Here is a 25,601-nt window from a genome sequence, read left to right on the forward strand (position 1 = left end):
ATCGCTGCGCGCTTCTACCACCGCCGCCGCGGCCGACCGGAGCGCCGGCGGCGGCTCCAACTGATGGGCGTCAGTTCGCCGCTCGCCACCGGTTGCTAGCGTGCCGGCGATCATTTCCCGGCGATCATTCCCAGGAGCGTCCCATGGCCGAAATCCTCCCGCCCGGACGCCCGGCCCCCGACTTTCGGCTGCGCGTGACGCCGGACCAGATGTTGTCGCTTTCCGAGCTGAGCGGCCGGCGGGTGGTGCTGGCCTTCTACCCGGCCGACTGGAGCCCGGTCTGCGGCGACCAGATGGCGCTCTACAACCAGGTCTTGGCGGAGTTCCGCGACCGAGGCGCCTCGCTGCTGGGAATCTCCGTGGACGGCGCCTGGTGCCATCAGGCCTTCGCCAAGGATCGCAACCTGCATTTTCCGCTGCTCGCCGACTTCGAGCCGAAGGGCGCGGTGGCGCGCAGCTACGGCGCCTATCGAGACGGCGACGGCGTCGCCGAGCGCGCGCTGTTCGTGATCGACGAGAACGGGACCATCGCCTGGAGCCACTGTTCGCCGATCGCCGTCAATCCGGGCGCCGACGGAATCCTCGACGCCCTCGACCGGCTCAACGCATCGGAGACCCCGAATGTCGACCCTGAGAGTTCCCGTATCGCCGGATGACCATATCCTGGGCCCCGCCGACGCCCCCGTCACCCTGGTGGAGTACGGCGACTATGAGTGCCCCTATTGCGGCATGGCCCAGCCCATTGTGCGGCAGTTGCTGCAGGGGTTCGGCAGGGACCTGCGGCTGGTGTTCCGCCATTTCCCGCTGACCGAGGTCCATCCCAACGCCGCCACCGCGGCCGAGACGGCCGAGTTCGCGGGCGACCACGGCCGGTTCTGGGAGATGCACGACGCGCTCTACGCCAACCAGGCGAGGCTTGGGTATCACCTCTACTACGCCCTGGCGGGCCGGCTCGGCCTGTCGCCGGACGGCCTGCGCGAATGCCTGTCGCACGGGCTGCACGCCGCAAAGATCCGCTCCGACTTCCTGGGCGGCGTGCGAAGCGGCGTGAACGGGACGCCCAGCTTCTTCGTCAACGGCGTCCGCCATGACCGCAGCTACGCCTACGACGAGCTGGCGCAGTCGATCGAACTGGCCCGCCGCGCCGCCGTCCTCACCTCGCGGCGGTTCCCGATCGGCGACGACCCAGCCCATCCGTGACGTTCAGAAGAAGGATTTCACCATGACCTCGCCCCTCGCCCGCGTCCCCCGCGGGATCCTGGCCCTGGCGGCCGCCTCGACGCTGACCCTCGGACTGGCGCCCGGCACGGCTTCGGCCGCCGGCGGGCCGCCGCCGGTGGCCCTGGTGGTGGTGAATGTCCAGGCTGTCGCCCTGGGCTTCCGGGCGTCGCAGATGATCGGTCGCACGGTGACCAACGATCGCAACGAGGACATCGGCAAGATCGACGACCTGGTCGTGGGCCGGGACAAGGTGCTGTTCGCAGTTCTCAGCGTCGGCGGTTTCCTGGGACTCGGCGCCCACCTGGTGGTCGCGCCTTACAACAGCCTGAGGGTGTCGCCGCAGCGCATCATCCTGCCCGGCGCCACCAAAGCCGCGCTGCTGCGCCTGCCGGAATTCAAGTACGCGCCCTGAGGCGCTTCGACCCGCGCGGGCGGCCTCAGCCCGGATCGGCCTTGGACGACCCGCGCCGCGTCGGCTTCACTCCGGCGGATGCGGCGGCCAGCACCGCCTCGGGAAGGGTGTGGGCTCCCAACCGTTCCATCACCCGCGCCCGGTGGTTTTCCACCGTGCGCGGGCTGATCCCCAGGTTGCGGGCGATGGTCTTGTTGGTGCCGCCCGAGAGCAGGCCTTCCAGCACCTCGCGTTCCCTGGACGACATCAGGGCGACCTGGGTCTGCGCCAGCCGGGTGGCCTCCTCGTCCTCCAGCACCTCGCTGAGGCCGGCGAGCGCCGAGCCCACGGCGTCAAGCAAGGCTTCCGGCCGGCACGGCCATTCCAGCAGGTCCGTGGCGCCGGCCTTCATTGCGCTGATGGCCAGCGCCACGTCGCCGCCGAGCGAGGTCTCCAGGATGACCGGCAGGGAGATGCGCCGCGCCTTCAGCGCGCCGACGAGTTCGAACCTCGCCGCGCCCAGGTCCTGCGTCCGCGCCACCACACAGCCCGGCGTCAGGGCGCCCGCCACCTCCAGGAAAGCCTGCTCGGAGGCGAAGGGCGTGACGCGCTGGCCGGCGCCCCGCAGCAGGTCGGCCTTCGCCGCGCGCCTCTCGGGATCGGGGTCGACCAGATAGACGGTCGGCGGCGTGTCGCGGGTGATGTCCTGGGCGATGCCGCCGGCCTGGACGATGTGACCCGCCGTATCGCGGATCGGAAAGCCGGTGTCGCGGATCCGCCGCACGGCGCCGTCGGGGCGTACGATGCGATATTCGTGGCTCACCGTTTCGCCCTCGGACAGCACCCGCTGCAGGGCGGCGAGGACGCCATCGCGATCCTCCGGGTGCAGCGCGGCGATCCAGACGCCCCGGTCGGCGATCACCTGCTCCGGCGGGATCCCCCACGCCCGCTGAAAGCCGGGGCTGACGTATTCGAGCCGCTCGCCGGCCATGTCGTAAATCCACATCACGTCGGCGGAGTTTTCGGCGAAGCGGCGGAACCGCTCCTCGCTGTAGCGCAACCGGTCCTCGTACCGGCGTTGCTGATCGATGTCCTCGTAGATGGCGACGACGCCGTAGACGCCGCCGGCCGCGTCCCGCAGCGGCGCCGCGCCGACCCGGGTCCAGACCTCGGCGCCGTTCTCGCGGCGATGCAGGAAATCGACGCCCGGCATGGTGACCTCTCCGCGCAGGGCCCGGGCCGCGGGGTACTGATCGGGCGCCAACGGCGAGCCGTCGGTGCGGAACGCCCGCCATCGCGCCCCCTGCGGGTCCGCCGAAGACGTCTCGCCGATCTCGAACCGGTCGAGGGCGGCGTTGCCCATCATCAGCCGGCTGTCCGCGCCGAACACGGCCACGCCCACCGGCGCCTGGCGCAGGATCGCCGCCAGATAGCTCTCGCTCCGACGCAGCTGCGCCTCGACGCGCTTCTGCTGCGTCACCTCCAGCACCGCGCCGGTGAACGACACCGGCTGGCGGTCCTCGAACACCATGCGGCCATAGGTCGAGATCCACCGTTCGGAGCCGCCGGAATGACCTGTCACCCGATACTCGATCGCATAGAGCCCGTCGCCGTCCGGATCGAGCGCGCGTTCGGCGGCCCGCTGTACCCGGCCGCGATCCTCCGGATGGATGCCTTCGAGCCACATCCGCTCGTCCACCTCGGCGTCTGGTGGAAGCCCCCACAGGGCCTTCAGCCGCGGCGGCCAGTGCAGCCTGCCCGTCGTCGGATCCCAGCGATAGGACATCAGGCCGACCAGATCGCCGGCCGCCTGCAGGCCGGCCTGGCTCTCCCGAAGGGCGGCCTCGCTCGCGCGCCGATCCGCCCCTCCGCGAACCCCCGGGGTGGTCTTCACGGCGGTGACCAGGAAGCCCGCGACGCCCTCGACCCCGTCCGTCAGCGGGATGAAGTAGTTGGTGAAGGTGAAATCCTCCGGCGCTCCCGCGTGGCGCACGTAGGTCCGGCATTGGTCGGTGAGAACCACCGCCTTCCCGGCCATCACCCGACGGTGGATCGGCCCGACGACCTCCACCAGTTCCGGCCAGCATTCCTCAAACGTCTGGCCCAGCGCCTGGGGATGGCGCCGGTCGAACACCTCGCGCGCCGCGTCGTTGTAGATCTGCACCCGCCGATCGCCCCAATGCAACGTCATCGGCAGCGGCGCCGCCAGCACGAGGTCGACGACGGCTTTCAACCTGTCGGACCAGTCGGCGATCGGGCCCAGCGGCGTCCGTTCCCAGGCCAGCGTCCGCACGCGCTGGGCCATCTCCCCGGTCGCCCAGGGCCAAGCGATCTCCCGCCCAGCCATGGCCGGGCGGCTCGCATCGTGACGATCGGTGGACAGAGGCCGCTCCGGCGGAGGTGTGCTTCCGCCGGACATTGGGCCCCGATCGGCGCCGGCGACATTCACATGGGATAGTCTGGTGACCGACATAGGCGGATCGCAATTGAACCCGCAGTCGTTGGCCTGGCGCTGTGGGCGGATCCGCAGACTCCACTCGCGCGATCGCGTCGACCCCCGCCGCCTGCGCGGCCGGGGCCGGGCCGACGGCGGGTTCGGCTGATCGGGACTCCGGGCCCGACCGCCGGTCAGGCGGCGCCCGGGACCCCGCCGCCCAGCAGCAACGGCGACCAGAGCGCGACGGGCGGCAGGGCCGCCAGCAGCAGCAGGATGGCCATCTCGGCCGCGGCGATGGCGCGCTGCGAGACGCTGCGGTGGGCGATGACCGGCCGCTCGGCGGCGGCGCGGGGATTGTCTTGCTCCGGGTGGTTCATCTCAGCCTCCGACTTCGATTTGACGGACACTGGTTTACGCCGGCGACGTCACAGGCCGCCGTCGCGGGGGCGGGAGATTGGTATCGATTGTCAACGGCGGCGCGGTCAGCCGTGCAAGCCGGCGGGCACGAACACATACCCCGCGCCGCGCACCGTCTTGAGGGTCTGCGGCAGCTTGGGATCGGTTTCGATCTTCCGCCGCAGCCGGCCGATGCGCATGTCGATGGACCGGTCGAACGGCGTCATCTCCATGTTGTGCGCGAGGTCGAGCAGCCGGTCGCGGGTCAGCACGCGATCCGGGTTTTCGGCGAACACCCGCAGCAGATCGAACTCCATGGCCGTGATCGGCACCTCCCGCCCCCGCAGGTCGTAGAGCCGGCGGCGATCGAGATTGAGCACGCAGCGGCCGAAGCGGACCTCGCGCCCCATGGTGGCCGGCGGCCTCTCGGCCCGCGCCGCGCGCCGCAGCACCGCGCGCACGCGGGCCAGCAACTCCCGCAGGTCGAACGGCTTGGCGACATAGTCGTCGGCCCCGACCTCCAGGCCCACCACCCGGTCCACCGCCTCGCGCCGGGCGGTGAGCATGATGATGCCGAGCCCGCCGAGGCTGCGCAGCTGCCGGGCGATGGCCAGGCCGTCCTCGCCCGGCATGTTGACGTCGAGCAGCACCAGGTCGACCGGCCGCTCGGCCATGGTCGCGCGCAGGGCCGCGCCGCCGTTGGCGACGCTCACGGCATAGCCATGGTCGACCAGGTATTCCCGCACCGCCTCGCAGAGGTCCGCCTCGTCGTCGACGACGACGATGTGCGGCGCGCTGGCGCTAGACATCGACGAACCTGGGGGACCGGCCGAGCTCGGCCAGCACGCTGCGCAGGCCGGCCTGGTCGAACGGCTTCTCCAGCACCGGCCGGCCGGCGCAGGCGAGGAAGCGGCGGGCGGCGGGCCCCAGCGTATCGCCGGTGACGAAGGCCACCCGCGGCGCCAGCGCCGGCCGCTCCCGCTCGATCCACTCGAACAGGGTCTGGCCGTCGGCGTCGGGCATCCGCAGGTCGCTGAGGATGACGTCGTAGGACCGCGCCTCGATCAGGCGGCGGCCCTCCCGCCCGGAGCGCGCCAGGTCCGCCCGGTAGTGCTCCAGCTGCAGCATCTCCGCCAGCGCCTCCGCGAGGTCGGCCTCGTCGTCGATCACCAGGGCCGTGCGGTCTTGCGGCGGCCGGCCGACGGCCTCGCCGGCGGGCTCGCGGGGCGCCTCGAAATCGACCACCGTGGGCAGCTCGACCGTGAAGCACGCGCCGCCGTCCGCCCGGTCGGCCAGGGTCAAGGCCCCGCCGTGCGCCTGCACCATGGCCAGGCTGAAGGTCAGGCCGATTCCGGTGCCGACGCCCTGCGGCTTGCTGGTGAAGAACGGCTCGAAGATGCGCCGCCGGTGCTCGGGCGGGACGCCCGGGCCATTGTCGGCGACCTCCAGCCGCACGCTCCGACGCCGCTCGTCGGTGGAGGTCCGCAGCTCCAGGATCCGCGGCTTCGGCCTGTCCTCCAGCGCGTGCTGGGCGTTGACGATCAGGTTGACCAGAACCTGGTTGAGCTGGTCGGCGTCGGCGTTGAGGGGCGGCAGGTCCGGGGCGAGGTCCGTCACCACCTCGATCCCCGCCGTGCGCAGGGCGTAGCCGGTCAGCTCCAGGGCGGAACCCAGCACCTCGTTGGCGTCCACCCGGGTGCGCACGGGCGCCTTCTGTCGCGCCATGGCCAGGAAGGTCTGCACGATCTTGGCGCAGCGCTCGGCCGCCAGCCGGATCTTCGCCGCGCGCTCGCCGTAGGCCGTGCCGGCGGCCTTGATCTCCAGCAGCTGCGACAGGCTGAGCACCACCGACAGCGGGTTATTGAGCTCGTGGCTGACCCCGGCGAGCAGGGACCCCAGGGCGTTCAGCTTCTCCGACTGATAGAGCGCCTCGCGCGAGCGCTGCAGCTCGGCTTCGGCCTGCTTGCGCTCGGTCAGGTCGCTGAACATGCCGACGGCGCCGACCACGTGGCCCGCGCCGTCCCACAGCGGGCTGGAGGCGGCCAGCACCGGCAAGGCGGAGCCGTCCGAGCGCCGGAAGCGGAACTCGAACTGCTCCGGCCGGCCGGCCAGGTTGTTGGCGATCCGCTCGCGGGCGGCGGCGAAATCCTCGGGGAAGCAGAACTCGGGCACCGGGCGGCCGCTGATCTCCTCCGGGGCATAGCCCAGCAGGCCCGCCATGCGGTGGTTGATGAACAGGGTCCGCCCCCTGCGGTCCACCAGCCACACGCCCTCGTGGGCGGTCTCGAACAGGCCGCGGAAGCGCGCCTCGCTCTCGCGCAGCCGCTCCTCGGCGAGCTTGCGATCGGTGATGTCGGCGACGACACCGGCGGCGCGCACCGCCTTTCCGTCCGCCTCCCGCTCGACGCGGGCGCGCGACACCACCCAATGGACGCTGCCGTCGGGGTGGACGACCCGGTATTCGTCGGCGTAGCGGGCGCCGCCCTTCAGCGCCTTGCGCACCTCGCGCAGCACGCGCTCGCGGTCCTCGGGGTGCACCGCGCCGGTCAACTGCTCGAGCGGGACCTCGTCGCCGGCTTCCACGCCGAAGATGGCGCCGGCCTGCTTCGACCAGCTGCCGCGCATGGTCGTCAGGTCCCATTGCACTGTTCCCAGCATGCCGCCTTCCAGCGCCAGCCGCAGCCGCTCCTCGCTGTCGCGCCGGCCGGCCTCGGCCCGCGCCCGCTCCAGCGTCGCCCAGGTGCGCTCCGCCACGTCGCGGATGAGCTGCACCTCGACATCGCGCCAGCGGCGCACCACGGGGCTGTGCACATAGAAGATGGCGGCCAGCCCGCCCCGCTTCACCAACGGGACCGTGACTCCGGCGCGGATGCCGACCCCCAGGTGGGCGTCGGAGTTCGGGCCGACCGCGGGGTCGGCCAGCACGTCGGCGACGACGAAGATCTCGCCGCGGCGGACCATGGCGGCGGCCTCCCGCCCGAAGTCGTCGAGGCGGTAGACGCCCGGCCCGCCGGGCATGTCTCCGGCGACCCAGCCGCGTGAGGCGACGCTCACCTCCTGGCCGTCGGGCGAGACCTCGCCGTAGCCGACCCGGGCGACGTTCAGGTGGGCGGCCAGGCGCTCACCGATGGCGTACAGGATGGCCGCGGGGTCCACCTCGTCGCGCAGGGCGTCCCCCAGCTCCAGCAGGAAACGCTGGTTGTGCTCCGTCTCCCGCCGGTTGGGGATCTCCGTCATGGTGCCGAGCCAGCAGCTCAGGCGATCCTCGTCGTCGCGCACCGGCTCCACGCGCGCGAGGAACGGCCGGTAGTGGCCGTCCCCGCCCAGCAGCGGCAGCGCCATCTCCGCCGGCCGGCCGGTCTCCAGTGCGCCTTGCCAGCGGCGCGCGACTTCCTTGCGCCTGTTGGGGTGGTGCAAGGTCGGCCACACGTCGTCCAGCGCCGCATCGGAAGCCGCGCCCGTGTAGTCGTACCAGCGCCGATTGCACCACAGCACCCGGCCGGCGGGGTCGGCGATGAAGCACAGGGCGGGCAGGTGGTCGGCCAGGAGCCGGAACGGAGCGTCGCCGCAGGCGGCCGACGGACCGGGCTGAGGAAGCTGTTGCGTCATGGGGACGCCCTTCGCCAGGAGGTGCGCCCATCCTATCGCGCCCCGCCCCCGCCGACCACCCGCCGAGACGCCGCCGCCGGACAATGCTCCGGCTCGAACCCGGCGGCTCGCGACGGACCGCTGTTGTTTGCGGCTTCCGGGGGCGATAGTCCCCTGCGGCGACGACGCGGTGTTCACGAAACGGAGGCGTAGCGGTGAAGGCAGGCGATCTGTCCGGCGACCTGGAGCGGTGGCGCGCCGACCGGGGCTCGCTCCCTACGGACCGCGAGGCCCGGCGTGAGCTGCTGGAGCGGCTCAGGGCGTGGAAGGCCCAGCACGATCAGGACCGCGCGCGCCAGCCCGGGCCGTTCCTGCAGATGGCGTGGGACGCCGTCTTCAGCGACGAAGACGATCAGGTCGCAGAGGCTATCCGGCAGCTGGAAGATGCTCTGGCCCAGTCCTGAAGGTCGGCGTCGGCCGCCGCCGGCGCTCAGGACCTCGCGGCGGACAAGGCGATGGCGAGCGCCTCGCCTGCGGCGTCCACCGAGTGGCGCCGTTCAATCGTCGAGCGCCCGGCGGCCCCGATGCGCCGGCGCCGCTCCAGATCGGCCGCCAGGCTGAGCAGGGCCCCGGCGGCGGCCTCGGCGTCGTCGCGCGGCACGACGATCCCGCCGGAGCGCTCGCCGTCGCCGAAGAGGTCGGTCAGGCCGGGGGCGTCGCTGGCCACCACCGGCAGACCGCAGGCCATGGCTTCCAGCGGCGCGACCGGCGCTCCCTCGGCCCGCGGCAGCGTCACATAGGCGTCGGCGGCCGACAGCCAGCGCCGGATCGTCGCGGGGTCGCTGACGTAGCGGCCCGCCCAGGTGACCTGCGGGACCTGCGAGACCAGGGCGCCGAACGCCGCGTCCTGCTCCTCGTCGGAGCCGAGGATCACCAGCCGCGCGGCCGCCTGGGCGCCCGCGATCTTCGCCCAGGCGGCGAGCAGGACGTCCAGGCCCTTGCGGTGGATGTCCACCCGGCCGTGGTTGATCACCAGGAAGTCCGCCGGCGACAGGCCCAGCGCCTGTCGCGCCTCGGCCTGGGGCTCCGCGCGCCAGGCGTCCCCGTCCACCGGGTTGGGGATGTCGCGCAGCCGTTCGGGCGACAGGCGGTAGCGGGTGGCGAGCCGGGCGCGCTCATGGCCGGAGGGCACGACCAGGGCGTCACAGGCCCCGATCGAAAGCCGCCGCACCGTCCGTTCGAGCGGCGAGCGCGTGGCGTCCCCGCCCTGGTAGGTTGCGAACACCCGCAGCCCCATCGTCTTGGCGAGCAGCACCAGCGCATCGGCGCGGGCGTGCTCATAATCCTGGACCAGCATGGCGGCGCAGCCCTCCTGGCGCAGCACCCGGCCAAAGGCGGCAAACGGCGTGCGGCTCCACTGGACGCCGGCGCGCAGCGATGGACGCCCTCGGGTCACCCCGCCGCCGGCGCCGCGGCCGGGCACGAGCCAGATCGGCGCGCCGCTCGCCTCGTGGACCAGGCGGGTCGGCTCGCTGACATTCTCCGAGGCGTGGACGATCACGACCCGCAGCCCCTGCCGCTGGAGGGCGGCGACGTAGCCGGACAGCCACCCGCCCATCAGGTGGCGCGCATAGTCCTCCAGGCTCACCCCCAGCGGATCGAGGAAGTCCTCGATGACGTCGCGCCATGGGAAGATGGCCACCGTCTCCCGGCCCGGCGCCGCTATGCGCCCGCGATCCCGGCCCTGGCCCTCGTCCGCGCGACCGTCCAACCGATGCGGGTCGACGAACCCAAGTCCGCCGGCGGCCATCTTCTGCGTCACGATGCAGCCCCTCCTGCGCTCCGGTGGCGACGAGGCGGCCGCTGAAGCGCAGCTCCGTCGAAGGTGCGGCAAACCTGGGTTGCAGCGCGACCGTTCCGCCCGCGGGGGAATTTTCGCCGATCCGGCCGCGGGCGCTGGTCGCGCGAGGCCAGGGCTGTGGCGTCGCCGCTCAGCCCTGGGCGGCGGCCAGGCGGAAGTCCCTGATCCTGCGGTAGTCGGCCGGCGTCCGGCCGAACGCCTGCTTGAAGGCGGTGGTCATGTGCGCGTGGCTGGAGAAGCCGGTGCGGGCCGCGACCACAGAGAGATCCTGCGCGCCCTCGTCCAGCAGCCGCAGCACCGCCTCCAGCCGCTGGGTGAGGATGAAGCGATGCGGCGTCTGGCCGGTGGCGCTCTGGAAGGAGCGGGTGAAATGGGTGCGGCTCATGCCGCTCAGCTCGGCCAGCTCGGCGACGCTGACCGACACGTCCAGGCGCGCCGCCACGTGCTCGGCGACCCGGCGCAGCTTCAGCGGCGTCATCGCGGCGGGACGCCGGCGCGCAGGCGTTGAGCCGATCACCTGCAGCGCCCGCACCAGCATGCTGCGGGCCAGGCCCTCGACGTACTCCAGGCTGGGCCGGCGCTCGCGCAGCAGCACACGGCGCATCTCGTGGGCCAGGGTCCGGACGCCGGGGTCGACCAGGTCGCGCCGCGACTCGGCGCCGAGCGTCCGCGGCGCGCCGAAGCCGGGTCCGTCGTAGGCCACGGCCAGGACCTCCAGGGCGTCGGGGATGTGGAGCTCCAGGCTTGCGCCCGGGCTGAGGACCGCGAAGGACCCGCTCCGGCAGACCGCACTCCGCTCGATGGTGTCGCCGCGCGCGGGCCCGAACAGGAACAGGAGTACGGGCTGTTCGCCGCGATAGGAGAGATGGAAGGGGCCGGCCTCCTGGTGGCGCACCCGGACCGAGCCGGCCTGCAGCGCCACCGCGGGGGCTTCCGATATCAGGGCCGGCGCCGCCGGCTGGCCGTCCCGGGTCGATCGCGCCGTCGCGGCTGACATGGACCTGGACACTGGCGAACCCCTGGATGCGTGGCGATCACTTAGGGAGTCCGCGGCGGATCGCAATGCGGTGACGCTTTATCCGGCCCCGTCATCCGGCGCGTCGCATTCCCGCACTTTCCTGCAAGTGCGGCCCGTTCGATGGAAGCGCCACCGCGGCGGGCCCCGCATCTGACCCTGCACAAGACCCGATTTGACCGGGCCAGGAGATCAGAGATGAAGTTCGTAACCCTTGCCGCCGCGGCCGTCGCCGCCACGGCGCTTTCCGCTTCCGCCGCCGCCGCTCAGGACGCCAACTGGTACGTGCGCGGCGACATCGGCGGCAATTTCAACAGCAGGATCGACGGCTCGCCGTCCGTGAAGGGCGACAACGGCTGGGCGCTGAGCGGCGCCGTCGGACGCGAAGTCATGGACGGCGTCCGCGTCGAGGAGGAGATCACCTACCTCCAGAGCGACGGCAAGAACGGCTCGTCGGGCAAGCTGGAGACCACCGCCGGCCTGGTGAACGCCTATTACGATTTCAACCGCCAGGGCGCGTGGCGCCCGTTCGTCGGCGCCGGCCTCGGCGTCGGCCAGGTGAAGATCGACGGCGGCCCGAACAGCGGCGACGACACCGGCTTCGCCTACCAGTTCAAGGTCGGCCTCGCCCATCCGATCAACGACCGCCTGACCGCCGAGGTCGCCTACCGCTACCTCGGCGTCACCGGCGTCCGGCTCGGCGCTGCGCCGGGCGGGATTCACGGCGACTACACCGACCAGGCCGCCACCGTGGGCCTCCGCTACAAGTTCGGCCTCTAGACCCCCCCCTAGAGGTCGCCCGACGCCTCGTGCCCCCAAGACGAGGCGTCGGGACTCCTCGAGCCCCGCATCATCATGCATCTCACCGCCAATCCAGGCCCGATCGCCGCCGCGCTGATTACGCTGACGCTGATGGCCTGCGCCCCGCGCCCGCCGCTCTATGCGGAAGCGCCGCCGCCGCCGGTCGACCAGGTGGAGGTGGTGAACGCCGACGCCCTGGTGGTGAACGGCCAGCACGTCCGGCTGTCGGACGCCGCGGCGCCGCAGCCGGTCCCCGAGGCCCGCTGCTGGGCCGAAGCGCTGGCGGCGCGGCAGGCGCGCCGCGCCACCCAGCAGCTGACCGCCACCGCCCGTCACGTCTCGGTGACGGTCACCGGCGGTCGCGACCAGTACGACCGGGTGCTTGGCCGCGTCGCCGTGGACGGCGTGGATCTCGCCCAGACGCTGATCGCCCAGGGCATGGCGATGCCGTCGCAGCCGTCCTTCGACTGGTGCGGCTCGGTCAGCGCGAGCCTCTCGCAGGGCGCGCGGCTGGCCACCCTCGCCACGCCGGACCCCTAGCGCCGTTCAGGCGGCGCCCGGCGCGCACCGTCGGGCGGGGCGTTCGACCTCGAGATCGGCGAGCACCCCCAGTTGGGCCAGGCTGCCGAACATGTGGCGCATGTGGCCCCTGTTCTGCCGGACCACCGTCGCGAGCTCCGGTTGGGCCAGGGTGCGGGCCGGGACAATCACGCCCGCGCCTTTCCGCTCGCAGCGGCCTTCGTCCACAAGCGCGCTCACCCGCCTGCGCACCGACTCGTAGGGCATGTTCAGCGCCGCGGCGAGGTCGGACAGCCGCGCGGGCACGCGGACCTCGTCCGGCAGCAGGGGGCTCGAGCCGAGCGGCCCCGTCGCCTCCTCGTGGACGGAAATGCTGTCGGTGTTGGCGCGCACGATCCCCATCATCAACAGCCCGACGCTGAGGTCGCCGAAGTGCTCGGTCATCGGGTCGACGAGCCTGAGGAAATACTCGGCCGACGCGCGGGCCACCGTGCGCACGGCGACAGGGTCGCATCCGCTCAGCGGGCCGGGCCGGGGTTCCACGCTCTGCAGGGGATCGTGGGCCGGGCCGAGGTCGCGCAGGGTGAAATAGAGGGACCTGACCAGGTCGTAGTTGGCCCGCAGCGCGGCCTCGTATTGCGGCGTCGTCAGCACCGCACGGGGCGCATAGACCCCCTGGGAGGTGATCTCGAACAGCCCCGCGGCGGCCAGTTTCGCCACCCGGCGGCGCACGGTCTCGTAGGGCAGGCGCAGGGAGCTGGCCACCGCGTGGACGCTGACCGGCCGGCGCAGCTCGTCGGGCGGCGGGTTTTCGAACGCCGCATAGGCGTCCTCGCCGTCGCTCCAGGTCACCGGCGGGAGGTTGGCCTGGATCACCGCCACGCCGATGATGCTGTCGAGCAGGTCGGCGTCCGGCGCGGCGGCGCTCAGCCGCGCGAAATCGAGCGCGAAGGCGTTGGCCACCCGCATGGCGAGCCGGGCGTTGGCGATCGTCGATTCAACCGGCATGTCGCAACCCCTTCCCGCGTGCGCGATTGCAGGCTTAGCACGCCGTTGTGGCGCTTAGGCGCCCGTAGAATCCCGCAGCGACCGCCCCGTCTGCGTCGCCCGCCCGTTGAATGACTATCGGCAGAAGGGATTTGCGATGGCACCGGGACGGCAGGATCGAGCACGCAGGCGGCCGGCGTCCGGCCTGAGGGCGAGGGCGGCGGCCGACCCCGACTTCGGAGCCCGGTGGGCGGAGCTGAGCCTGCTGATCTCCCTGCTGACCGAGGATCCGGAGCTCCGCGACAGTGCGGTGCTGATCCGCCTTTCGCGCCAGCTGCGCCTGTGCGCCGACATCCCCGAGCTGGCCGCGCCGCTGCTCGGCTGCGATCCGACGCAGCTCAACCCCGACCTGCTGCACGCGGCCGCCGGCCTGCTGTTGAATCGCTCCCCGGCCTGGCGGACGGCGTCGTGAGCGAGCAGCTCGACCCGGAATTCATCGACCAGCTGATGGCGACCGTGCGGATCGTCGAGACCAATTCGCAGCTGCTGCTGACCGAGCTGCGCGCCGCCCGGCAGATGGCCGAACAGGTCGCCGCCACCCTGTCGCTGGTGGTCAACCTGGTGGGGAACGCGCCGGACCGGGCGCAGGCCAGCCTCGTCTGCCGCGTGGCCAATGACCTGATGACCTGCGCCGAGCAGCCGGACCTCGCGATCCGGCTCGCCGGCTGCGAGCCGGAGGCGATCGATCCGGCCATGCTGCGTTCGGCGGCCGCCCTGCTGGCCGGGGAGGAGTCGGTGGTGTTGCGCGGCCCCCAGGGCGCGATCCACTGACGCCATTCCCCTGACGCTATTTACCGGGGTCGGGGGACCTCAGATATATTTGAGGATGTTGTCGGCCGACAGCTTGCCGATCGCCGAATAGAGCGCGTCCAGCTGGGTCTGGTACTGGGTGACCAGCACCGTGGCGGTCGCCAGGTCCGCCCCGTCCACCGTCGAGGCGAGGTTGTCCAGGGTGGTGATCTTGGCCTGGTTGTTGGTCACCAGCATGTCGAGCGACGAGGCCTGGTTGGAGATCATCGCCTGCGTCGAGGCCAGCCCCGAGGTGGCGGTTCCCACCGAGTCGTAGGCGGCCTGCAGGGTGGCGGGGTCGCTCGGGTTGGCGGCGATCAGCGACAGCGCCCGCGCCAGTTGCTCGAACCCCGACGCGCTGGCCGGCGCGGAGAGGCTCACGGAGACCCCCTGCGAGGTGGTCAGGGTGCGGGTGGTGTCCGACCCGAGGTAGTAGCTGGTGTCGGGACTGGCCGGCGCCCCGGCCGGATTGTAGGCGGGCGTGGTGAAGTCCACCGGCGCGGCGTTGGACGCCTGGCCGCCGAACACATAGACCCCGCCGACCTCGGTGTTCAGCTCGCTTTGCAGGGTGCTCAGCCAGTTGGCGGCGCTCTGGCCGGTGATGGCGCTGGCGCCCGTGCCGTTGTTGGCGCCGCTGATGGCGGCGGCCAGCTGGCTGCGGATGGTGGTGGCCAGGTCGGTGATGTTGGTGACCGCCGAATAGGCCGCCTGCACCATGGAGGCGGCGGCGTTGGCGGAGGCGTTGTCGGCTGTCAGCCGGGCGCTCTGGCCGGTGAGGTCCAGGAGCTTGGCCGCGTCGCCGGACAGGCCGCTGAAGGTGGTGGACTTGTAGCCCGAGGCCTGCTGCGCCTGCTGGTCCGCCACCTTGGCCTGGACCTTCAGGCTGGCGGCGATCAGCGCGGTGGCGTTGGCGAAGGTGCCGATGCGACTGATCATCAGGCCATCATCGTCATGAGGGCGGTGAACATCGTGCGGACCATGGACACCATCTGGGCATTGGCCTGGTACTGCTGTTCGTAGGTGGTGAGCAGGGCCAGTTCCTCGTCGGTGTTGACGTTGGTCAGGTTGTCCAGCCGGCTCTGCGCCGCCGTGAAGGTGGCCTGGGACTGGTCGGCTGCGGCCGAGGCGCCGGACACCAGGCCTGCCGCGCTGGAGACGAAGCTCGACGCATAGCTCTGCAGGCTGGTCGACTGGGCCGGGAAGCCGCCCGCCGTCGGAAAGGTGGTGGCCGCGGAGATCGCCGCGTTGAGCCGGTCGGCGACCGCCGAATCGCCCGACGTCAGCGCCACGGCGCCGACACTCAGGGTCGCGGTGGAGGGGAGCGCCGCGGTGGGCAGGCTGGCCGGGTTGGCCTGCAGCCCGGCGCTGACCGCGATGTCGGTGGCGTTCTGGCCCGAGAACACGTCGTTCAGTCCGAAATAGGCCGACACGCCGACGCCGGCCGGGCCGACCGAGGCGCCGATGTCCGCCAGCGCCACGCCCTGGGTCGGGTCGGTGGCGGCCAGCACCAGCTTGCCGCTCGGCGAGATCGAGGCGGAGACGCCGCCCAGGCCGTTCAGGGCGGTGACCAGGCTGCCGACCGTCGGGTAGGCGGCGCGGTTGAAGTCCTGGGTGGCCGCCACCGTCCCGCTGGCGGTGGTCACCGCCACCCGCAAGGTCCCGCTGGCGCCCAGGCTGTCGGCGGCCGTCACGGTGACCGAGCCGGTCAGCGTCGCCGGCGCGGGGTAGGCGCTGCCGGCGTTGCTCACGGCGTTGGTGGTGGCGATCAGCGTTGTGGCCAGCTGGTCGAGCTTGGCCTGCTCGCCGACCAGGGTGGTGTCGCGCAGGGTGATCAGCCCGCCGATCGTGCCGGTGGTGATGCTGGAGGTGATGTCCTGGCCGCCCAGCATGATGCCGGAGATCTGGCCGGGGTAGGTCACTCCGGCCGAGAGCGTGCTGGAGGCGGTGTAGGAGAGGTGGTTCGCCTGGTCGCCGACCAGGGCGGCGCCGCCGGCGGTGTAGACCTGAACCCGGTTGTCGGGCGTCGTGTAGTAGGAGATCCCCAGGGCGCCCGACAGCGTCTGCAGGGCCGCGTCGCGCTGGTCCTCCAGGTTGGTGACGTCGCCGCCGCTGGCGCCGGTCGAGACGATCTGGTCGTTCAGCGAGGCGATGGTGTCGGCGGCCGTGTTCACCGTGGCGACGGTCGAGGCGATGTCGGTGCTGGCCTGGCCGCGCAGGGTCTGGATGGTCCCGGACAGGCCGCGGATGGCCGTGGCGAGCTGGCCGGCGGCCGACACCACGCCGGCCTGGGCGGCCGACGTCGCCCCGGTCGAGGCCAGGCCGGTCACCGCGGTCTGGAAGGCGGTGAGCAGGCTGCTGACGTCGTCGCCGGTCGCCACCGTGCCCAGCTGGGCGTCGTAGGATTGCAGCGCCGAGGAGATTGCCGCGTCGCGCCCGGCGCTGGAGGCCGCCGTGGCCGTGGCCAGCGTCAGGTAGTCGTCCGCCACCCGGGTGGTGGCGGCGGTGGACAGCGACACCGTCGAGGTGATGGCGCCGAAGTCCGCGGTCTTGCGCGAGTAGCTGGTGTCGCTCGCGTTGGCCACGTTCGCGTTGGCCAGGGCGATCTGATAATCCGTGTTGGCGAGTCCCGCCGCCGTGGTCGTCAGGATCGAGCTGAGCGACATGACGCGGACCTATCCGCGCCGCCGACCGGCCGCCGCGTACTGGACGCAGGCGTTGCTGCCGGCCCTGGCCGCCGCGAAGGTGCGGCGGGTCTCGGCGATCTCGCTCTCCAGGGCGCCGAGGCGCGACTGCACCACCGTGCAGACATCCTCCAGGTCGGCCAGGAACAGCACGCGCTGGGGCGGCGCCAGGGCCGCGAGCTGGTCGGCGACCATGCGGGCGAGTTCGTGGGCCTCTTCCACGCTGGCGACCACCGGCGTGGTGTAGTTCGACCGGCGGGCCCGTTCGGCGCGCAGGCGCAGGTGCTGGAGCGCATCCATCGCTGTCACCGGACCGCTTGGGTGAGGGTGTCGAACATGCTCTTGACGGTGGTGACCACCTGCGAGGCCGCGGAATAGGCCTGCTGCGCCACGATCATCCGGTTGAATTCGCCGGCGATGTCGGTGGTCGAGCCTTCCAGGGCCGAGGCCTGCAGGGTCCCGGCGCTGCTGTCGCCCGGCAGCCGCAGGCTGACGTTCCCGGCCGCCTGGTTCTGGCTGTAGACCGAACCGGTGACCGCGGTCAGGCCGTTGGGGTTGGCGAAGGTGGCGAGCGGGATCTGGTAGACCGGCAGCTTCACCCCGTTGTCGAACGAGGCGGTCACCAGGCCCTTGGTGTCGATGGTGACGCCGGTGAGCTGGCCGTAGAGGGCGCCGTCCTGGGTGAAGGTCGGGTTCTCGATCCCCGTGGCGCTGGAGGTCGAGGAGAACTGGGTGATGCCGTCGGTCTTGCCGGCGCTGCCCAGGTTCAGGGTGATGGCGCTGGCCGCCGCCCCGGTGCTCAGGCCGGTGATCGCCAGGGCGACCGGCGTCGGGTTGGTGGAGGCGAGCACGCCGCTGGTGTCGAAGGTCACCGACACGGTGTTCGGGCTCAGCGTGCCGCTGGTGACCGCCGGGTTCGAGGTCAGGGTGGGGTCGGCCAGGGTCAGCGTCCAGGCGTTGGCCGCGGTCTTGTTCCAGCTCTGGCCGATGGTGTGGCTGACCCCCAGGGAATCGATGATCGTCGTGCTGGTGGTGAAGGTGTCGCCGATCGCGGCGTTGGCCGGCAGGTTGGCGCTCATGTTGATCTGGGTGGTGGCCTTGGCCGTGCCGCCGATGTTGCTGAGGTTGATCGGCGTCAGGTTGCTGAGGTCACTGCTGTTGGAGGTGATGATCGCCCCGCTGGGGTCGGTGGGGAACCCTTCCAGGTAGTAGCCCGCGTCGTTGACGAGGTTGCCGTTGCTGTCCTTCGCGAAGCTGCCGTCGCGTGTGTAGACGAAGTCGGAGGCCGAGGCGGTCGCGCTGCCGGCCACCACGAAGAAGCCGGACCCGTCGATCGCCACGTTGGTGTCGGTGGCGCTGGTGGCGATCTGGCCCTGCTGGCCCATGCTCTGGATCGAGCTGGCGGTGACCCCGCCGCCCGACGCGCCGCCGGTGGAGTCGGTGAGCAGGGTCTGGAAGTCGGTGACCGAGGTCTTGTAGGCCGTGGTCGAGGCGTTCGCGATGTTCTTGGAGATGGTGGAGAGCGCCAGGCTCTGGGCGGTGAGCCCGGAGACGGCCGTGGACAGGGCTGAGGAGAGGGTCATGCGCGCGGTCCCCTAGGCGGCCGGGGTCGCGGCGCTGGCCGAAGCCAGCTGCGAGACCTGGGTGAGGATCGACGACATCGTGGTCGAGAGCGCGTCGAGCTTGGTGTTGGTGTCGATCTGCTGCGACAGCGAGCCGTACTGCACCATCTCGGCGGTGAACTGGTTCGGGTCCGTGGGGTTCAGCGGGTCCTGGTTCTGCAGCTGCGTGGTCAGCAGCGAGAGGAACTGGTTGCTGGTCAGGCTGGCGCTGGCGCTGGAACTTGTGGCGGGGGTCGTAGCCGGCGCCGTGGCGCCAGAGGTGGCGGTGACTGTCATCGGAGGCTCCGATCCCTGGTGGTCCGCCCGTCGTCGGGCTGGTCACAGGGTTCAACGGCAGGCGGCCTCGCGATGGGGCGGAGTTTTTTCCGCCGCCCCCCAAATAAACACCGCCCCATTCCGCCCCGAGCCCCCGTTCAAGGGTCGATGCCCGGACTGCGCAAAACGGCGGCCGGGCCTCCCGCCGGGCCCGTCCCCGCGGCCCAGCATCTGGAGAAAGCGGAGTTAGAAGATGACGGTTATCTCGACCAACACGACGGCCAACACGGCCCTGCTCTACCTGAACAAGAACTCGGCCGCCGAGAGCACCGCCCTGGCCCAGCTGTCGAGCGGTTCGCGCATCACCAGCGCCAAGGACGACGCGTCCGGCCTGGCCATCGCCACCGGCATGAAGTCGGACATGGCGGTGCTGCAGCAGGCCGCCACCAACGTGCAGAACGGCACCGCCGTGCTCAACACCGCCGACGGCGCCCTGTCGAACATCAGCGACATCCTCACGCGGATGAAGACCCTGACCGCCCAGGCGCAGTCAGGCTCCAGCAGCGCCAACGACCTCAGCTACATCAACGCCGAGTACACGCAGCTGCAGAGCGAAATCGACGACATCGCCACCAAGACCACCTTCAACGGCACCTCGCTGCTTGACGGCGCCAGCTCCTACTCGACCGGCGTCGACTTCATGGTCGGCACCTCCAGCACCGACACCATCAACGTGCAGCTGAGCGGGGCCGACTCGACGGCGCTGGGCATCAACACCACCAGCATCACCAGCGCCGCCTCGGCGGGCTCGGCGATGAGCGCGCTGGACACGGCGATCAGCACCATCTCCTCGGCGCGCGCCAACGTCGGCGCCACCCTGTCGCGGTTCTCCTTCCGCGGCGCGGTGATCAACACCTCGCTGCAGAACCTCACGGCCGCGAAATCGGCGATCACCGACACCGACATCGCCGCCACCCAGAGCGCCTACAGCACCGCTCAGACGATGACGACGGCGGCGGTCTCGGCGCTCTACGACGCCAACCAGATGAACCAGTCGCTCCTCAAGCTGATCCAGTAGGCCCGCAAGGCCGGCGCCCCCCGGCGCCGGCCGTCCCTCCCCAGACGGGCATCCCGTCGCAACGTCCTGGCGGTCCAGATGACCACGACAACGACAATCCCGCCCGCGACCGTCAACACCTCCGGCTCGACCACCTACCTGACCGGCACCGCGTCGGGCCTGGACACGGCTTCGCTGATCTCGGCCGCGGTGGCGCAGAAGACGGCGCCGGCCGACACCCTGGACGCCAAGGTCACCGCCAACACCACCAAGATCACCGCCTACCAGTCGCTGCAGTCGCTGATCACCGGCCTGTCGACCTCGATGTCGCAGCTCGCCTCGACCACCTACAGCAGCGTTTCGACGACCACGAACGCCTTCCAGGCCAAGGCGGTCAGCGTGACGGCCTCCAACAGCGCCGCCGGTCCCGACATCGCGGTGAGCGCCGACAGCACGGCTGCGGCCTCCACCTATACGGTCACCGTCGACCAGCTCGCCGCCGCGCAGAAGGTGGCCTCCTCGGCGATGGCCTCGACCACGGCGCTGGGACTGGCCGGCGCCTTCACCCTCAACGACGCCCTGGGCTCGGCCCAGACCGTCAACGTCACGGCGGACATGACGCTGAGCGATGTCGCCTCGGCCATCAACGCGGTCTCCGCCCAGTCGGGGGTCAGCGCCTCCCTGATCCAGGTGGGAACCGGCAGCTACAACCTCGTGCTCTCCGGCAACGACACCAACCAGGCGATCGCCACCAGCGCGGCGTCGGGCGCCGACGTGTTGGCCAGCCTCGGGGTGACCGACGCCAGCGGCGGCTTCGTCAACACGTTGCAGGCGGCGCAGCCCGCTCTGGTCACCATCGACGGGACCCAGATCGCCGGGGACAGCAACAACCTCACCGACGCGGTGTCGGGGCTCAGCTTCTCGCTGCTGAAGACCACGGCCGCCGGCCAGTCGAACACCATGACCGTCTCGCCGGACTACAGCTCCGTGAAGACGGCGATCACCGATTTCATCACCGCCTATAATGCGCTGCGGACCTTCGTGACCTCGAACCAGGCGGTGGGCGCGGACGGGACGCCGGCCAGCGGCGCGGTGCTGTTCGCCGATCCGCTGCTGCGTGACGCCTCGCAGTCGTTGAACGCCATCATCGCCGGAAACAGCGCCGCCGCGACCGGCGCTTTCGGCAACCTCGCCGACCTCGGGATCACCCTGGACAGCGCCAACCAGATGTCGCTGTCCAACCAGACGACGCTGGACAATGCGCTGCTCGGAAACCTGTCGCAGGTCTCCAGCCTCTTCCAGACCAGCTTCACCGCGTCCGACAGCTCCCTGAAGCTGTTGCAGAACACCAGCACCAGCGGCTTCAACTTCACCCTCGACGTGACCACGGACGCCAGTGGCGCGCTCACCAGCGCCAGCGTCAACGGCGACTCCAGCCTGTTCACGGTGTCGGGGAACCTGATCGTCGGCGCGCCGGGCGGCGCCTACGCGGGCCTGAGCTTTGCCCTGGTGGCGACGGGCGACACCTCGATCAACGTGGCCATCGCCCCCGGCTTCGCCAACCAGATCACCGCCTTCGCCAGCCAGTACGGCGACGTGAACACCGGCCTCGTCCAGCAGCAGATCACCAGCCTCGGGACCCAGGACGCCGCCTGGACCACCAGTTCGCAGAAGATCCGCTCCGACGCCGCCGCCTACCAGACCACGCTCGTCAACAAGTACGCGGCCATGGAGCAGGAGGTCTCGGCCGCCAAGATGCTGCAAACCCAGATCAACGCCCTGCTCGGGGGCTCCACCGGTGGCTGAGTCCCTGTCGCGCCGGGTGGAAGGCCTGGCCGCCTACCGCGCCTCCCAGTTCCTCGACCAGCGGCCGGCGGCGGTGCTGGCCGCGGTGCATGCCGAGCTCTACCGCGCCCTGGCGTCGGCAATGTCTGCCTACGAGCGGCGGGCGCTGGACGAAATGTGCCGGCACAACGCCCGCGCGACGCAGATCCTGAGCGGCCTGTCCGCCGCCTTCGAAGCCGCCGGCGCAGGGGTGGCGATGCTGCACGCCTTCTACGGACGCATCCAAAGCGCGGTGAATGGGCTGCTGGTGGACCAGTCTGCAACAGAAACGCTGCAGGAAAGCCTTATTCAGCTCCGGTTGATGTCGACAGCATTTCACGAAGAAATAGTTCGGACCAAATAGCGCAGATTCAGCCATGAGCGATCTTCAATTGTCGAAGTATCGTGGCGGTTACGTATCGATCCGTTAACCATACTAATCGCATTTGCATCGTGCGTTACATGGCACGCACATTGCTCCGACTTTGTCCAAGACCACTTGGGACAAATCGCCATGTTGCCAATTCGCGAAGAATTCATCCTTGGGCCACGCGATCTGGATGAGCTCCGGGCCGCCAGCGACGAAGTGCTGTTCACCGCCAGCCGCGACGGCGACGAGCTGGCGTTCCGCACGCTGGTCGAGCGGCATGCGACGCTGGTCCAGCGCCTGGCGTTGAACATCGTGCGGGATGAGCAGGAGGCCGAGGACGTGGCCCAGGAGGTCTTCGTCTCGGCGTGGCGCAAGCGGCTCGACTGGAAGCCGGAGGCCAAGTTCACCACCTGGCTCTACCGGATCGCGGTGAACAAGGCGATCGACCGCTATAGGATGCGGCGCGCCGTCCCGGAAAGCCAGGAGGTGATCACCCGGATCGCCGACGCCGCGGTGTGCGCCGTCGAGGCGCCGCAGCAGCACCAGGCCCTGGAGCGCACCGAGGTGGCCAAGAGCCTGCATGCGGCGCTGGACACCCTGCCGGCCAGCCAGGCGACCGCCCTGCGTCTGTTCTATTTCGAAGATCTCGACGTGGCGAAGATCGCGACGGCCATGGTAACCTCCGAGCAATCCGTCCGTTCGCTCCTCAAGCGCGGGCGGCAGACGCTCCGGACCAGGCTGCAACGACAGAAGAACCTCTGTGCCGATGGATCTTCCGCAATTCCGGCGACGGCTCGCCGCGCTGGGCGCTGACCTGGCGGCGTGGCCCGCCGACGAGGCGGACGCGGCGATGGCGCTGATGTCGGCCTCGACGGCCGCGCAGGACCTGTTCGCGACGCGGGTCGGCGAGGACCTGAGGTCCGCCGGCGCCCCCGAACAGGATACGACCCCGCTGGTGGAGAAGATCCTGGCGGCGACCCGCGCCAGGTCCTGAGCGGGAGGCTCCGGGCCGGCGCCTTACCGGACCGCGCCGAAGGCGTCCTGCGCGGGACGATCCTCCTGGCGGCCGGTCACGGCCACGAAGCGGCCGCCCTGCCAGAGTTCGGCGCGCACGGCCGGCCCTCGCGGCGGCGGCAGGCGCCGCAGCGCCTCCTCGTCGGCTGCGCAGTAGAAGGCCTCGCCGGCCTCCAGCTGACCCCCGTCGTCAACGAAATAGACCCGGTAGACACCCATGGCCTTGCTCCTCACCGTGGGGAGACCCTGGCCGGCGAAGCGGGCCTGGTTGAGGCCCGATCCCGACGGCATTGTTGCGCGGTTTCGCGTCGGCGAAATCCCCGCAAGGCGCGTCTCAGAAGTCGGCGCAGGTCGCCAGGTTCACCGGCTTGGCGTCGGAGCGCGTCCAGGCGCCGTTGGCCTTCTGGAAGCCGGCGAACGCCGAGGCCGGCTTGTAGTCGGCGGTCTTCGGATCCCAGCCGTTGAAGGTGATCGCCGTCACCAGCTTGGCGGTGACCCCCTTGGCCTGGTCGGCCGGGGTGATCGTCCGCTCGGCCTTGCAGGCGACCTCGAAGTCCTGGCAGCCGGTCTTGCCGGGGGCCTTGTTGTGGCAGGCGGTGTTGGTCTGCTCCAGGTCGCCGCGCCACTTCAGGATCTGGTCGTCGAGGCCGGCGAACCGGGGATCCTCGCCGGGCTTCGCGCCGCCGGCGCCGGGCGACTGGCCGCAGGCGGCGAGTGAGAGGGCGGACAGCAGGACAAGGGCGTAGCGGCGCAAGGTTCCGGACTCCGTTCAAGGCGACGGCTGCCTTAACCCGCCGATCAAGGCGCCCGCATGACGAACGCCGCCCGCGGCGAGTCGCCGCCGATCCTGCCGTGTTAACGGGCTGGGCCGCCGGAAGGCTGCGTCAGAGCGCGGCGACCGCGGCCTGCATCACCGGGCCGATCTCGTCGTGCAGCACCAGGTCGGCGTAGCCGTCCAGGTCGGTGGGCTCGCGGTTGACGATCGCCAGCGCCGCGCCGTTGCGCTTGGCGAGCAGCGGGAAGCCGGCCGCCGGGTAGACCACCAGCGACGAGCCCAGCACCAGGAACAGGTCGCAGGCCAGCGCCTCGGCCTGGGCCCGCGCCATCGGCCCGGCCGGCATCGACTGGCCGAAGGAGATGGTGGCGGTCTTCACCAGGCCGCCGCAGCGCCGGCAGTAGGGGATCTCGCCGGCCTTCAGGAAGCTGTCCTTCAGCTCCGCCAGCTCGTGGCGCTCGCCGCAGTCCAGGCACTTGGCGTAGCTGGCGTTGCCGTGCAGCTCGATGATCCTGTCCTCCGGCACGCCGGAATCCTGGTGCAGGTTGTCGACGTTCTGGGTGATGACTGAGCTGGCCTTGCCCTCCGCCACCAGCCGCGCCACCGCGAAGTGGCCGGCGTTGGGCGCCCGGCCGGTCCAGCCGGCGGCGCCGGAGAAGGCGCGGCTCCAGGCCTCGCGGCGCTTGGCCGGGTCGCTGACGAAGTCCTGGAAGTAGATCGGCTTCATCCGGCTCCAGACGCCGCCGGGGCTGCGGAAGTCGGGCACGCCGGACTCGGTGGAGATCCCCGCGCCGGTGAACACCGCCACCCGGCGGGCGTCGTCGATCAGCCGGGCGAGGTCGGAGCGCGACATGCGCCCAGTCTGGCCCCAGGCGGCGCCGCGCGCCAGTCGGCAGGCGGCGAAAAGGCTTCAGCCGGATGGGAAGGGGGAGATCGGCCCGGCCGCGGTCGGGGGGGATGCCAGGGGTGTGGGCCGGGCCGATCTGTAACCGCTCTGGACTGACAGGTGTCGCAGAGCAGTCGCTCCTGAAACACTCCATCAAAAAGCAAGTTCCGCGAGGGGCGGAAAAAAGTCGCGGGCGGGCGTCGGTGGCCGGGCGTCCGTGGACGGTGTCAGGCGGCGGGCGGGTGGCCGAAGGCGCGGGCCGCCTCGGCCTCGTCGAGGCCGTCGATTTCAACCTGCTTCACCCGCGCCGTGTCGCCGCGGACGATCCGCACCTGCGACTTCGGGCGGCCGAGCGCCTTGGCGAGCAGGGCGACGACCGCGGCGTTGGCCGCGCCTTCGGCGGCGGCGGCGGAAACCCGGACCTTCAGCACCGGACGGCCGGCCTCGTCGCGGCTCCAGCCGTCGACGGCGTCGCGCCCGCCGCGCGGCGTGACCCGCACGGCCAGCCGCACCGGCCTCAGCCCATCAGGCCGATGAGCGGCGTGAAGATCAGCGGCAGGAGGTAGGTGATCGTGCCCTGGATGATCAGGATGACGATGATCGGGCTGATGTCGACGCCGCCCAGGGACGGGATCATCCGCTGGAAAGGCGCCAGCACCGGCCGGGTCACCGCGTCGAGGAACCGCGACACGTTGTAGACGAAGCGGTTGCGCAGGTTGATCACGTCGAAGGCCACCAGCCACGACAGGATGGCGCTGATGATGATCGCCCACACCAGAAGCTCGAGAAGCGAGCGGACGATGAAGTAGAGGAAGCTGCCCATGCCTGCGCTTCTAGCGGGGTTTGCGGCCCGGGCAAAGACGCCCCCGTAGCGTATGCGGCGTCGCCACGCGCTCTGCACGCTTGACAGAGGCGGGCGCAAAAGGGTTATTCCGCGCCTTCCTGGGGCCGTAGCTCAGTTGGTAGAGCGCCTCGTTCGCAATGAGGAGGTCAGCGGTTCGATTCCGCTCGGCTCCACCAGGAACCTTCCAAGCCCCGCGTCGCCCTGCCCG

Annotated in this window: 30 protein-coding genes and 1 tRNA gene; 14 read left to right on the forward strand and 17 right to left on the reverse strand. The window is 71.1% G+C overall.

Annotated features, from left to right (window positions below; all coding sequences use genetic code 11):
- Positions 1-143 precede the first annotated feature (143 nt).
- The 3 genes from DJ021_RS07095 to DJ021_RS07105 are packed head-to-tail and all read left to right on the forward strand — an operon-like array spanning position 144 to position 1,633.
- The gene (locus tag DJ021_RS07095; protein ID WP_111459014.1) at positions 144-656 is read left to right on the forward strand and encodes a redoxin domain-containing protein; all 513 of its coding nucleotides are present in this window, start codon (positions 144-146) and stop codon (positions 654-656) included.
- Positions 622-1,200 carry a DsbA family protein gene (locus DJ021_RS07100; protein ID WP_111456876.1) on the forward strand — a complete coding sequence of 193 codons (579 nt, stop codon included), beginning with the start codon at positions 622-624 and terminating at the stop codon, positions 1,198-1,200. The genes DJ021_RS07095 and DJ021_RS07100 overlap by 35 nt, the downstream gene beginning before the upstream one ends.
- A gap of 22 nt (positions 1,201-1,222) precedes the next feature.
- Positions 1,223-1,633, forward strand: coding sequence for a PRC-barrel domain-containing protein (locus tag DJ021_RS07105; RefSeq protein ID WP_111456877.1), 411 nt, complete (start codon positions 1,223-1,225; stop codon positions 1,631-1,633).
- A gap of 25 nt (positions 1,634-1,658) precedes the next feature.
- Here the strand turns inward: DJ021_RS07105 and DJ021_RS07110 are convergent, their stop codons facing one another.
- The 4 genes from DJ021_RS07110 to DJ021_RS07125 all read right to left on the reverse strand — a co-directional run bounded on the left by DJ021_RS07110 (position 1,659) and on the right by DJ021_RS07125 (position 8,054).
- The gene (locus DJ021_RS07110) at positions 1,659-3,917 is read right to left on the reverse strand and encodes a PAS domain-containing protein (RefSeq protein WP_165837138.1); all 2,259 of its coding nucleotides are present in this window, start codon (positions 3,915-3,917) and stop codon (positions 1,659-1,661) included.
- Positions 3,918-4,240: 323 nt separating this feature from the next.
- The gene (locus tag DJ021_RS07115; RefSeq protein ID WP_111456879.1) at positions 4,241-4,426 is read right to left on the reverse strand and encodes a hypothetical protein; all 186 of its coding nucleotides are present in this window, start codon (positions 4,424-4,426) and stop codon (positions 4,241-4,243) included.
- 105 nt (positions 4,427-4,531) lie between these two features.
- Complete coding sequence (locus tag DJ021_RS07120) at positions 4,532-5,254, reverse strand: response regulator (RefSeq protein WP_111456880.1); 723 nt, start codon at positions 5,252-5,254, stop codon at positions 4,532-4,534.
- Positions 5,247-8,054: a PAS domain S-box protein gene (locus tag DJ021_RS07125; protein WP_111456881.1), complete on the reverse strand. Its 2,808-nt coding sequence runs from the start codon at positions 8,052-8,054 to the stop codon at positions 5,247-5,249. Before DJ021_RS07125 ends, DJ021_RS07120 begins: the two co-directional genes overlap by 8 nt.
- A gap of 194 nt (positions 8,055-8,248) precedes the next feature.
- On the opposite strand from DJ021_RS07125, the gene DJ021_RS07130 reads away from it, so the two are divergent.
- Positions 8,249-8,497 carry a hypothetical protein gene (locus DJ021_RS07130; RefSeq protein WP_111456882.1) on the forward strand — a complete coding sequence of 83 codons (249 nt, stop codon included), beginning with the start codon at positions 8,249-8,251 and terminating at the stop codon, positions 8,495-8,497.
- Positions 8,498-8,523: 26 nt separating this feature from the next.
- Here DJ021_RS07130 and DJ021_RS07135 read toward each other — a convergent pair whose 3' ends face one another.
- Positions 8,524-9,855: a glycosyltransferase family 4 protein gene (locus DJ021_RS07135; RefSeq protein WP_111456883.1), complete on the reverse strand. Its 1,332-nt coding sequence runs from the start codon at positions 9,853-9,855 to the stop codon at positions 8,524-8,526.
- 169 nt (positions 9,856-10,024) lie between these two features.
- On the reverse strand, positions 10,025-10,891 hold the full coding sequence (locus DJ021_RS07140) for an AraC family transcriptional regulator (protein ID WP_133254962.1): 867 nt from the start codon (positions 10,889-10,891) through the stop codon (positions 10,025-10,027).
- Positions 10,892-11,107: 216 nt separating this feature from the next.
- On the opposite strand from DJ021_RS07140, the gene DJ021_RS07145 reads away from it, so the two are divergent.
- Complete coding sequence (locus DJ021_RS07145) at positions 11,108-11,689, forward strand: outer membrane protein (RefSeq protein ID WP_165837139.1); 582 nt, start codon at positions 11,108-11,110, stop codon at positions 11,687-11,689.
- A gap of 75 nt (positions 11,690-11,764) precedes the next feature.
- Positions 11,765-12,250, forward strand: coding sequence for a thermonuclease family protein (locus tag DJ021_RS07150; protein WP_111456886.1), 486 nt, complete (start codon positions 11,765-11,767; stop codon positions 12,248-12,250).
- A gap of 6 nt (positions 12,251-12,256) precedes the next feature.
- Here DJ021_RS07150 and DJ021_RS07155 read toward each other — a convergent pair whose 3' ends face one another.
- Positions 12,257-13,237 carry a hypothetical protein gene (locus DJ021_RS07155; RefSeq protein WP_111456887.1) on the reverse strand — a complete coding sequence of 327 codons (981 nt, stop codon included), beginning with the start codon at positions 13,235-13,237 and terminating at the stop codon, positions 12,257-12,259.
- Positions 13,238-13,373: 136 nt separating this feature from the next.
- Here DJ021_RS07155 and DJ021_RS07160 point away from each other — a divergent pair, with 136 nt between their 5' ends.
- Both DJ021_RS07160 and DJ021_RS07165 read left to right on the forward strand, forming a co-directional pair.
- Entirely contained in the window at positions 13,374-13,688 is a 315-nt protein-coding gene (locus DJ021_RS07160; protein WP_111456888.1) for a hypothetical protein, read from the forward strand.
- A complete protein-coding gene (locus DJ021_RS07165; RefSeq protein ID WP_111456889.1) occupies positions 13,685-14,047 on the forward strand; it encodes a hypothetical protein in 363 nt (120 codons plus the stop codon). Before DJ021_RS07160 ends, DJ021_RS07165 begins: the two co-directional genes overlap by 4 nt.
- Before the next feature lie 39 nt (positions 14,048-14,086).
- On the opposite strand, the gene DJ021_RS07170 is transcribed toward DJ021_RS07165, so the two are convergent.
- The 5 genes from DJ021_RS07170 to DJ021_RS07190 are packed head-to-tail and all read right to left on the reverse strand — an operon-like array spanning position 14,087 to position 18,644.
- Complete coding sequence (locus DJ021_RS07170; protein ID WP_111456890.1) at positions 14,087-15,001, reverse strand: flagellin; 915 nt, start codon at positions 14,999-15,001, stop codon at positions 14,087-14,089.
- The gene (gene flgK / locus DJ021_RS07175; RefSeq protein ID WP_111456891.1) at positions 15,001-16,728 is read right to left on the reverse strand and encodes a flagellar hook-associated protein FlgK; all 1,728 of its coding nucleotides are present in this window, start codon (positions 16,726-16,728) and stop codon (positions 15,001-15,003) included. The genes DJ021_RS07170 and flgK overlap by 1 nt, the downstream gene beginning before the upstream one ends.
- A 9-nt stretch (positions 16,729-16,737) precedes the next feature.
- On the reverse strand, positions 16,738-17,046 hold the full coding sequence (locus DJ021_RS07180) for a hypothetical protein (protein WP_111456892.1): 309 nt from the start codon (positions 17,044-17,046) through the stop codon (positions 16,738-16,740).
- 5 nt (positions 17,047-17,051) lie between these two features.
- Complete coding sequence (gene flgE, locus DJ021_RS07185; protein ID WP_111456893.1) at positions 17,052-18,329, reverse strand: flagellar hook protein FlgE; 1,278 nt, start codon at positions 18,327-18,329, stop codon at positions 17,052-17,054.
- A 12-nt stretch (positions 18,330-18,341) separates the two neighbouring features.
- Positions 18,342-18,644, reverse strand: coding sequence for a flagellar hook capping FlgD N-terminal domain-containing protein (locus DJ021_RS07190; RefSeq protein ID WP_111456894.1), 303 nt, complete (start codon positions 18,642-18,644; stop codon positions 18,342-18,344).
- A gap of 232 nt (positions 18,645-18,876) precedes the next feature.
- Here DJ021_RS07190 and DJ021_RS07195 point away from each other — a divergent pair, with 232 nt between their 5' ends.
- The 5 genes from DJ021_RS07195 (at position 18,877) to DJ021_RS07215 (ending at position 22,868) form a co-directional block, all read left to right on the forward strand.
- Entirely contained in the window at positions 18,877-19,701 is an 825-nt protein-coding gene (locus tag DJ021_RS07195) for a flagellin (protein WP_111456895.1), read from the forward strand.
- 78 nt (positions 19,702-19,779) lie between these two features.
- Positions 19,780-21,486 carry a flagellar filament capping protein FliD gene (fliD, locus tag DJ021_RS07200; RefSeq protein WP_111456896.1) on the forward strand — a complete coding sequence of 569 codons (1,707 nt, stop codon included), beginning with the start codon at positions 19,780-19,782 and terminating at the stop codon, positions 21,484-21,486.
- Complete coding sequence (locus tag DJ021_RS07205) at positions 21,479-21,868, forward strand: flagellar protein FliS (protein WP_111456897.1); 390 nt, start codon at positions 21,479-21,481, stop codon at positions 21,866-21,868. Before fliD ends, DJ021_RS07205 begins: the two co-directional genes overlap by 8 nt.
- Before the next feature lie 135 nt (positions 21,869-22,003).
- Positions 22,004-22,687, forward strand: a complete 684-nt coding sequence (locus DJ021_RS07210) for an RNA polymerase sigma factor (protein ID WP_243625922.1) — start codon at positions 22,004-22,006, stop codon at positions 22,685-22,687.
- Complete coding sequence (locus DJ021_RS07215) at positions 22,641-22,868, forward strand: hypothetical protein (protein ID WP_111456899.1); 228 nt, start codon at positions 22,641-22,643, stop codon at positions 22,866-22,868. The genes DJ021_RS07210 and DJ021_RS07215 overlap by 47 nt, the downstream gene beginning before the upstream one ends.
- 23 nt (positions 22,869-22,891) lie before the next feature.
- Here DJ021_RS07215 and DJ021_RS07220 read toward each other — a convergent pair whose 3' ends face one another.
- The 5 genes from DJ021_RS07220 to DJ021_RS07240 form a co-directional block, all read right to left on the reverse strand.
- Positions 22,892-23,179 carry a hypothetical protein gene (locus DJ021_RS07220; RefSeq protein WP_111456900.1) on the reverse strand — a complete coding sequence of 96 codons (288 nt, stop codon included), beginning with the start codon at positions 23,177-23,179 and terminating at the stop codon, positions 22,892-22,894.
- 43 nt (positions 23,180-23,222) lie between these two features.
- A complete protein-coding gene (locus tag DJ021_RS07225) occupies positions 23,223-23,642 on the reverse strand; it encodes a hypothetical protein (protein WP_111456901.1) in 420 nt (139 codons plus the stop codon).
- A 130-nt stretch (positions 23,643-23,772) separates the two neighbouring features.
- Positions 23,773-24,516 carry an SIR2 family NAD-dependent protein deacylase gene (locus tag DJ021_RS07230; protein ID WP_111456902.1) on the reverse strand — a complete coding sequence of 248 codons (744 nt, stop codon included), beginning with the start codon at positions 24,514-24,516 and terminating at the stop codon, positions 23,773-23,775.
- 260 nt (positions 24,517-24,776) lie between these two features.
- Positions 24,777-25,061, reverse strand: coding sequence for a DUF167 family protein (locus tag DJ021_RS07235; RefSeq protein WP_111456903.1), 285 nt, complete (start codon positions 25,059-25,061; stop codon positions 24,777-24,779).
- Between the two features lie 5 nt (positions 25,062-25,066).
- Positions 25,067-25,372 carry a YggT family protein gene (locus DJ021_RS07240; RefSeq protein WP_111456904.1) on the reverse strand — a complete coding sequence of 102 codons (306 nt, stop codon included), beginning with the start codon at positions 25,370-25,372 and terminating at the stop codon, positions 25,067-25,069.
- Positions 25,373-25,493: 121 nt separating this feature from the next.
- Between DJ021_RS07240 and DJ021_RS07245 the strand changes: the two genes are divergently transcribed.
- Positions 25,494-25,569: transfer RNA gene (locus tag DJ021_RS07245), tRNA-Ala, on the forward strand.
- The last annotated feature ends 32 nt before the right edge of the window (positions 25,570-25,601 follow it).

This window comes from Phenylobacterium hankyongense (assembly GCF_003254505.1).
Taxonomy (GTDB): Bacteria; Pseudomonadota; Alphaproteobacteria; order Caulobacterales; family Caulobacteraceae; genus Phenylobacterium; species Phenylobacterium hankyongense.

Excerpts from the sequence above, each read along its gene's own strand:
- DJ021_RS07230 (WP_111456902.1), bottom strand. The coding sequence starts at position 24,516 with ATGTCGCGCTCCGACCTCGCCCGGCTGATCGACGACGCCCGCCGGGTG.
- DJ021_RS07110 (WP_165837138.1), bottom strand. The coding sequence starts at position 3,917 with ATGGCCCAGCGCGTGCGGACGCTGGCCTGGGAACGGACGCCGCTGGGC.
- fliD (WP_111456896.1), top strand. The coding sequence starts at position 19,780 with ATGACCACGACAACGACAATCCCGCCCGCGACCGTCAACACCTCCGGC.
- DJ021_RS07125 (WP_111456881.1), bottom strand. The coding sequence starts at position 8,054 with ATGACGCAACAGCTTCCTCAGCCCGGTCCGTCGGCCGCCTGCGGCGAC.
- DJ021_RS07120 (WP_111456880.1), bottom strand. The coding sequence starts at position 5,254 with ATGTCTAGCGCCAGCGCGCCGCACATCGTCGTCGTCGACGACGAGGCG.
- DJ021_RS07160 (WP_111456888.1), top strand. The coding sequence starts at position 13,374 with ATGGCACCGGGACGGCAGGATCGAGCACGCAGGCGGCCGGCGTCCGGC.
- DJ021_RS07155 (WP_111456887.1), bottom strand. The coding sequence starts at position 13,237 with ATGCCGGTTGAATCGACGATCGCCAACGCCCGGCTCGCCATGCGGGTG.
- flgK (WP_111456891.1), bottom strand. The coding sequence starts at position 16,728 with ATGTCGCTCAGCTCGATCCTGACGACCACGGCGGCGGGACTCGCCAAC.
- DJ021_RS07095 (WP_111459014.1), top strand. The coding sequence starts at position 144 with ATGGCCGAAATCCTCCCGCCCGGACGCCCGGCCCCCGACTTTCGGCTG.
- DJ021_RS07145 (WP_165837139.1), top strand. The coding sequence starts at position 11,108 with ATGAAGTTCGTAACCCTTGCCGCCGCGGCCGTCGCCGCCACGGCGCTT.
- DJ021_RS07180 (WP_111456892.1), bottom strand. The coding sequence starts at position 17,046 with ATGGATGCGCTCCAGCACCTGCGCCTGCGCGCCGAACGGGCCCGCCGG.
- DJ021_RS07150 (WP_111456886.1), top strand. The coding sequence starts at position 11,765 with ATGCATCTCACCGCCAATCCAGGCCCGATCGCCGCCGCGCTGATTACG.
- DJ021_RS07220 (WP_111456900.1), bottom strand. The coding sequence starts at position 23,179 with ATGCCGTCGGGATCGGGCCTCAACCAGGCCCGCTTCGCCGGCCAGGGT.
- DJ021_RS07100 (WP_111456876.1), top strand. The coding sequence starts at position 622 with ATGTCGACCCTGAGAGTTCCCGTATCGCCGGATGACCATATCCTGGGC.
- DJ021_RS07170 (WP_111456890.1), bottom strand. The coding sequence starts at position 15,001 with ATGATCAGTCGCATCGGCACCTTCGCCAACGCCACCGCGCTGATCGCC.
- flgE (WP_111456893.1), bottom strand. The coding sequence starts at position 18,329 with ATGACCCTCTCCTCAGCCCTGTCCACGGCCGTCTCCGGGCTCACCGCC.
- DJ021_RS07115 (WP_111456879.1), bottom strand. The coding sequence starts at position 4,426 with ATGAACCACCCGGAGCAAGACAATCCCCGCGCCGCCGCCGAGCGGCCG.
- DJ021_RS07240 (WP_111456904.1), bottom strand. The coding sequence starts at position 25,372 with ATGGGCAGCTTCCTCTACTTCATCGTCCGCTCGCTTCTCGAGCTTCTG.
- DJ021_RS07140 (WP_133254962.1), bottom strand. The coding sequence starts at position 10,891 with ATGTCAGCCGCGACGGCGCGATCGACCCGGGACGGCCAGCCGGCGGCG.
- DJ021_RS07215 (WP_111456899.1), top strand. The coding sequence starts at position 22,641 with ATGGATCTTCCGCAATTCCGGCGACGGCTCGCCGCGCTGGGCGCTGAC.
- DJ021_RS07195 (WP_111456895.1), top strand. The coding sequence starts at position 18,877 with ATGACGGTTATCTCGACCAACACGACGGCCAACACGGCCCTGCTCTAC.
- DJ021_RS07105 (WP_111456877.1), top strand. The coding sequence starts at position 1,223 with ATGACCTCGCCCCTCGCCCGCGTCCCCCGCGGGATCCTGGCCCTGGCG.
- DJ021_RS07190 (WP_111456894.1), bottom strand. The coding sequence starts at position 18,644 with ATGACAGTCACCGCCACCTCTGGCGCCACGGCGCCGGCTACGACCCCC.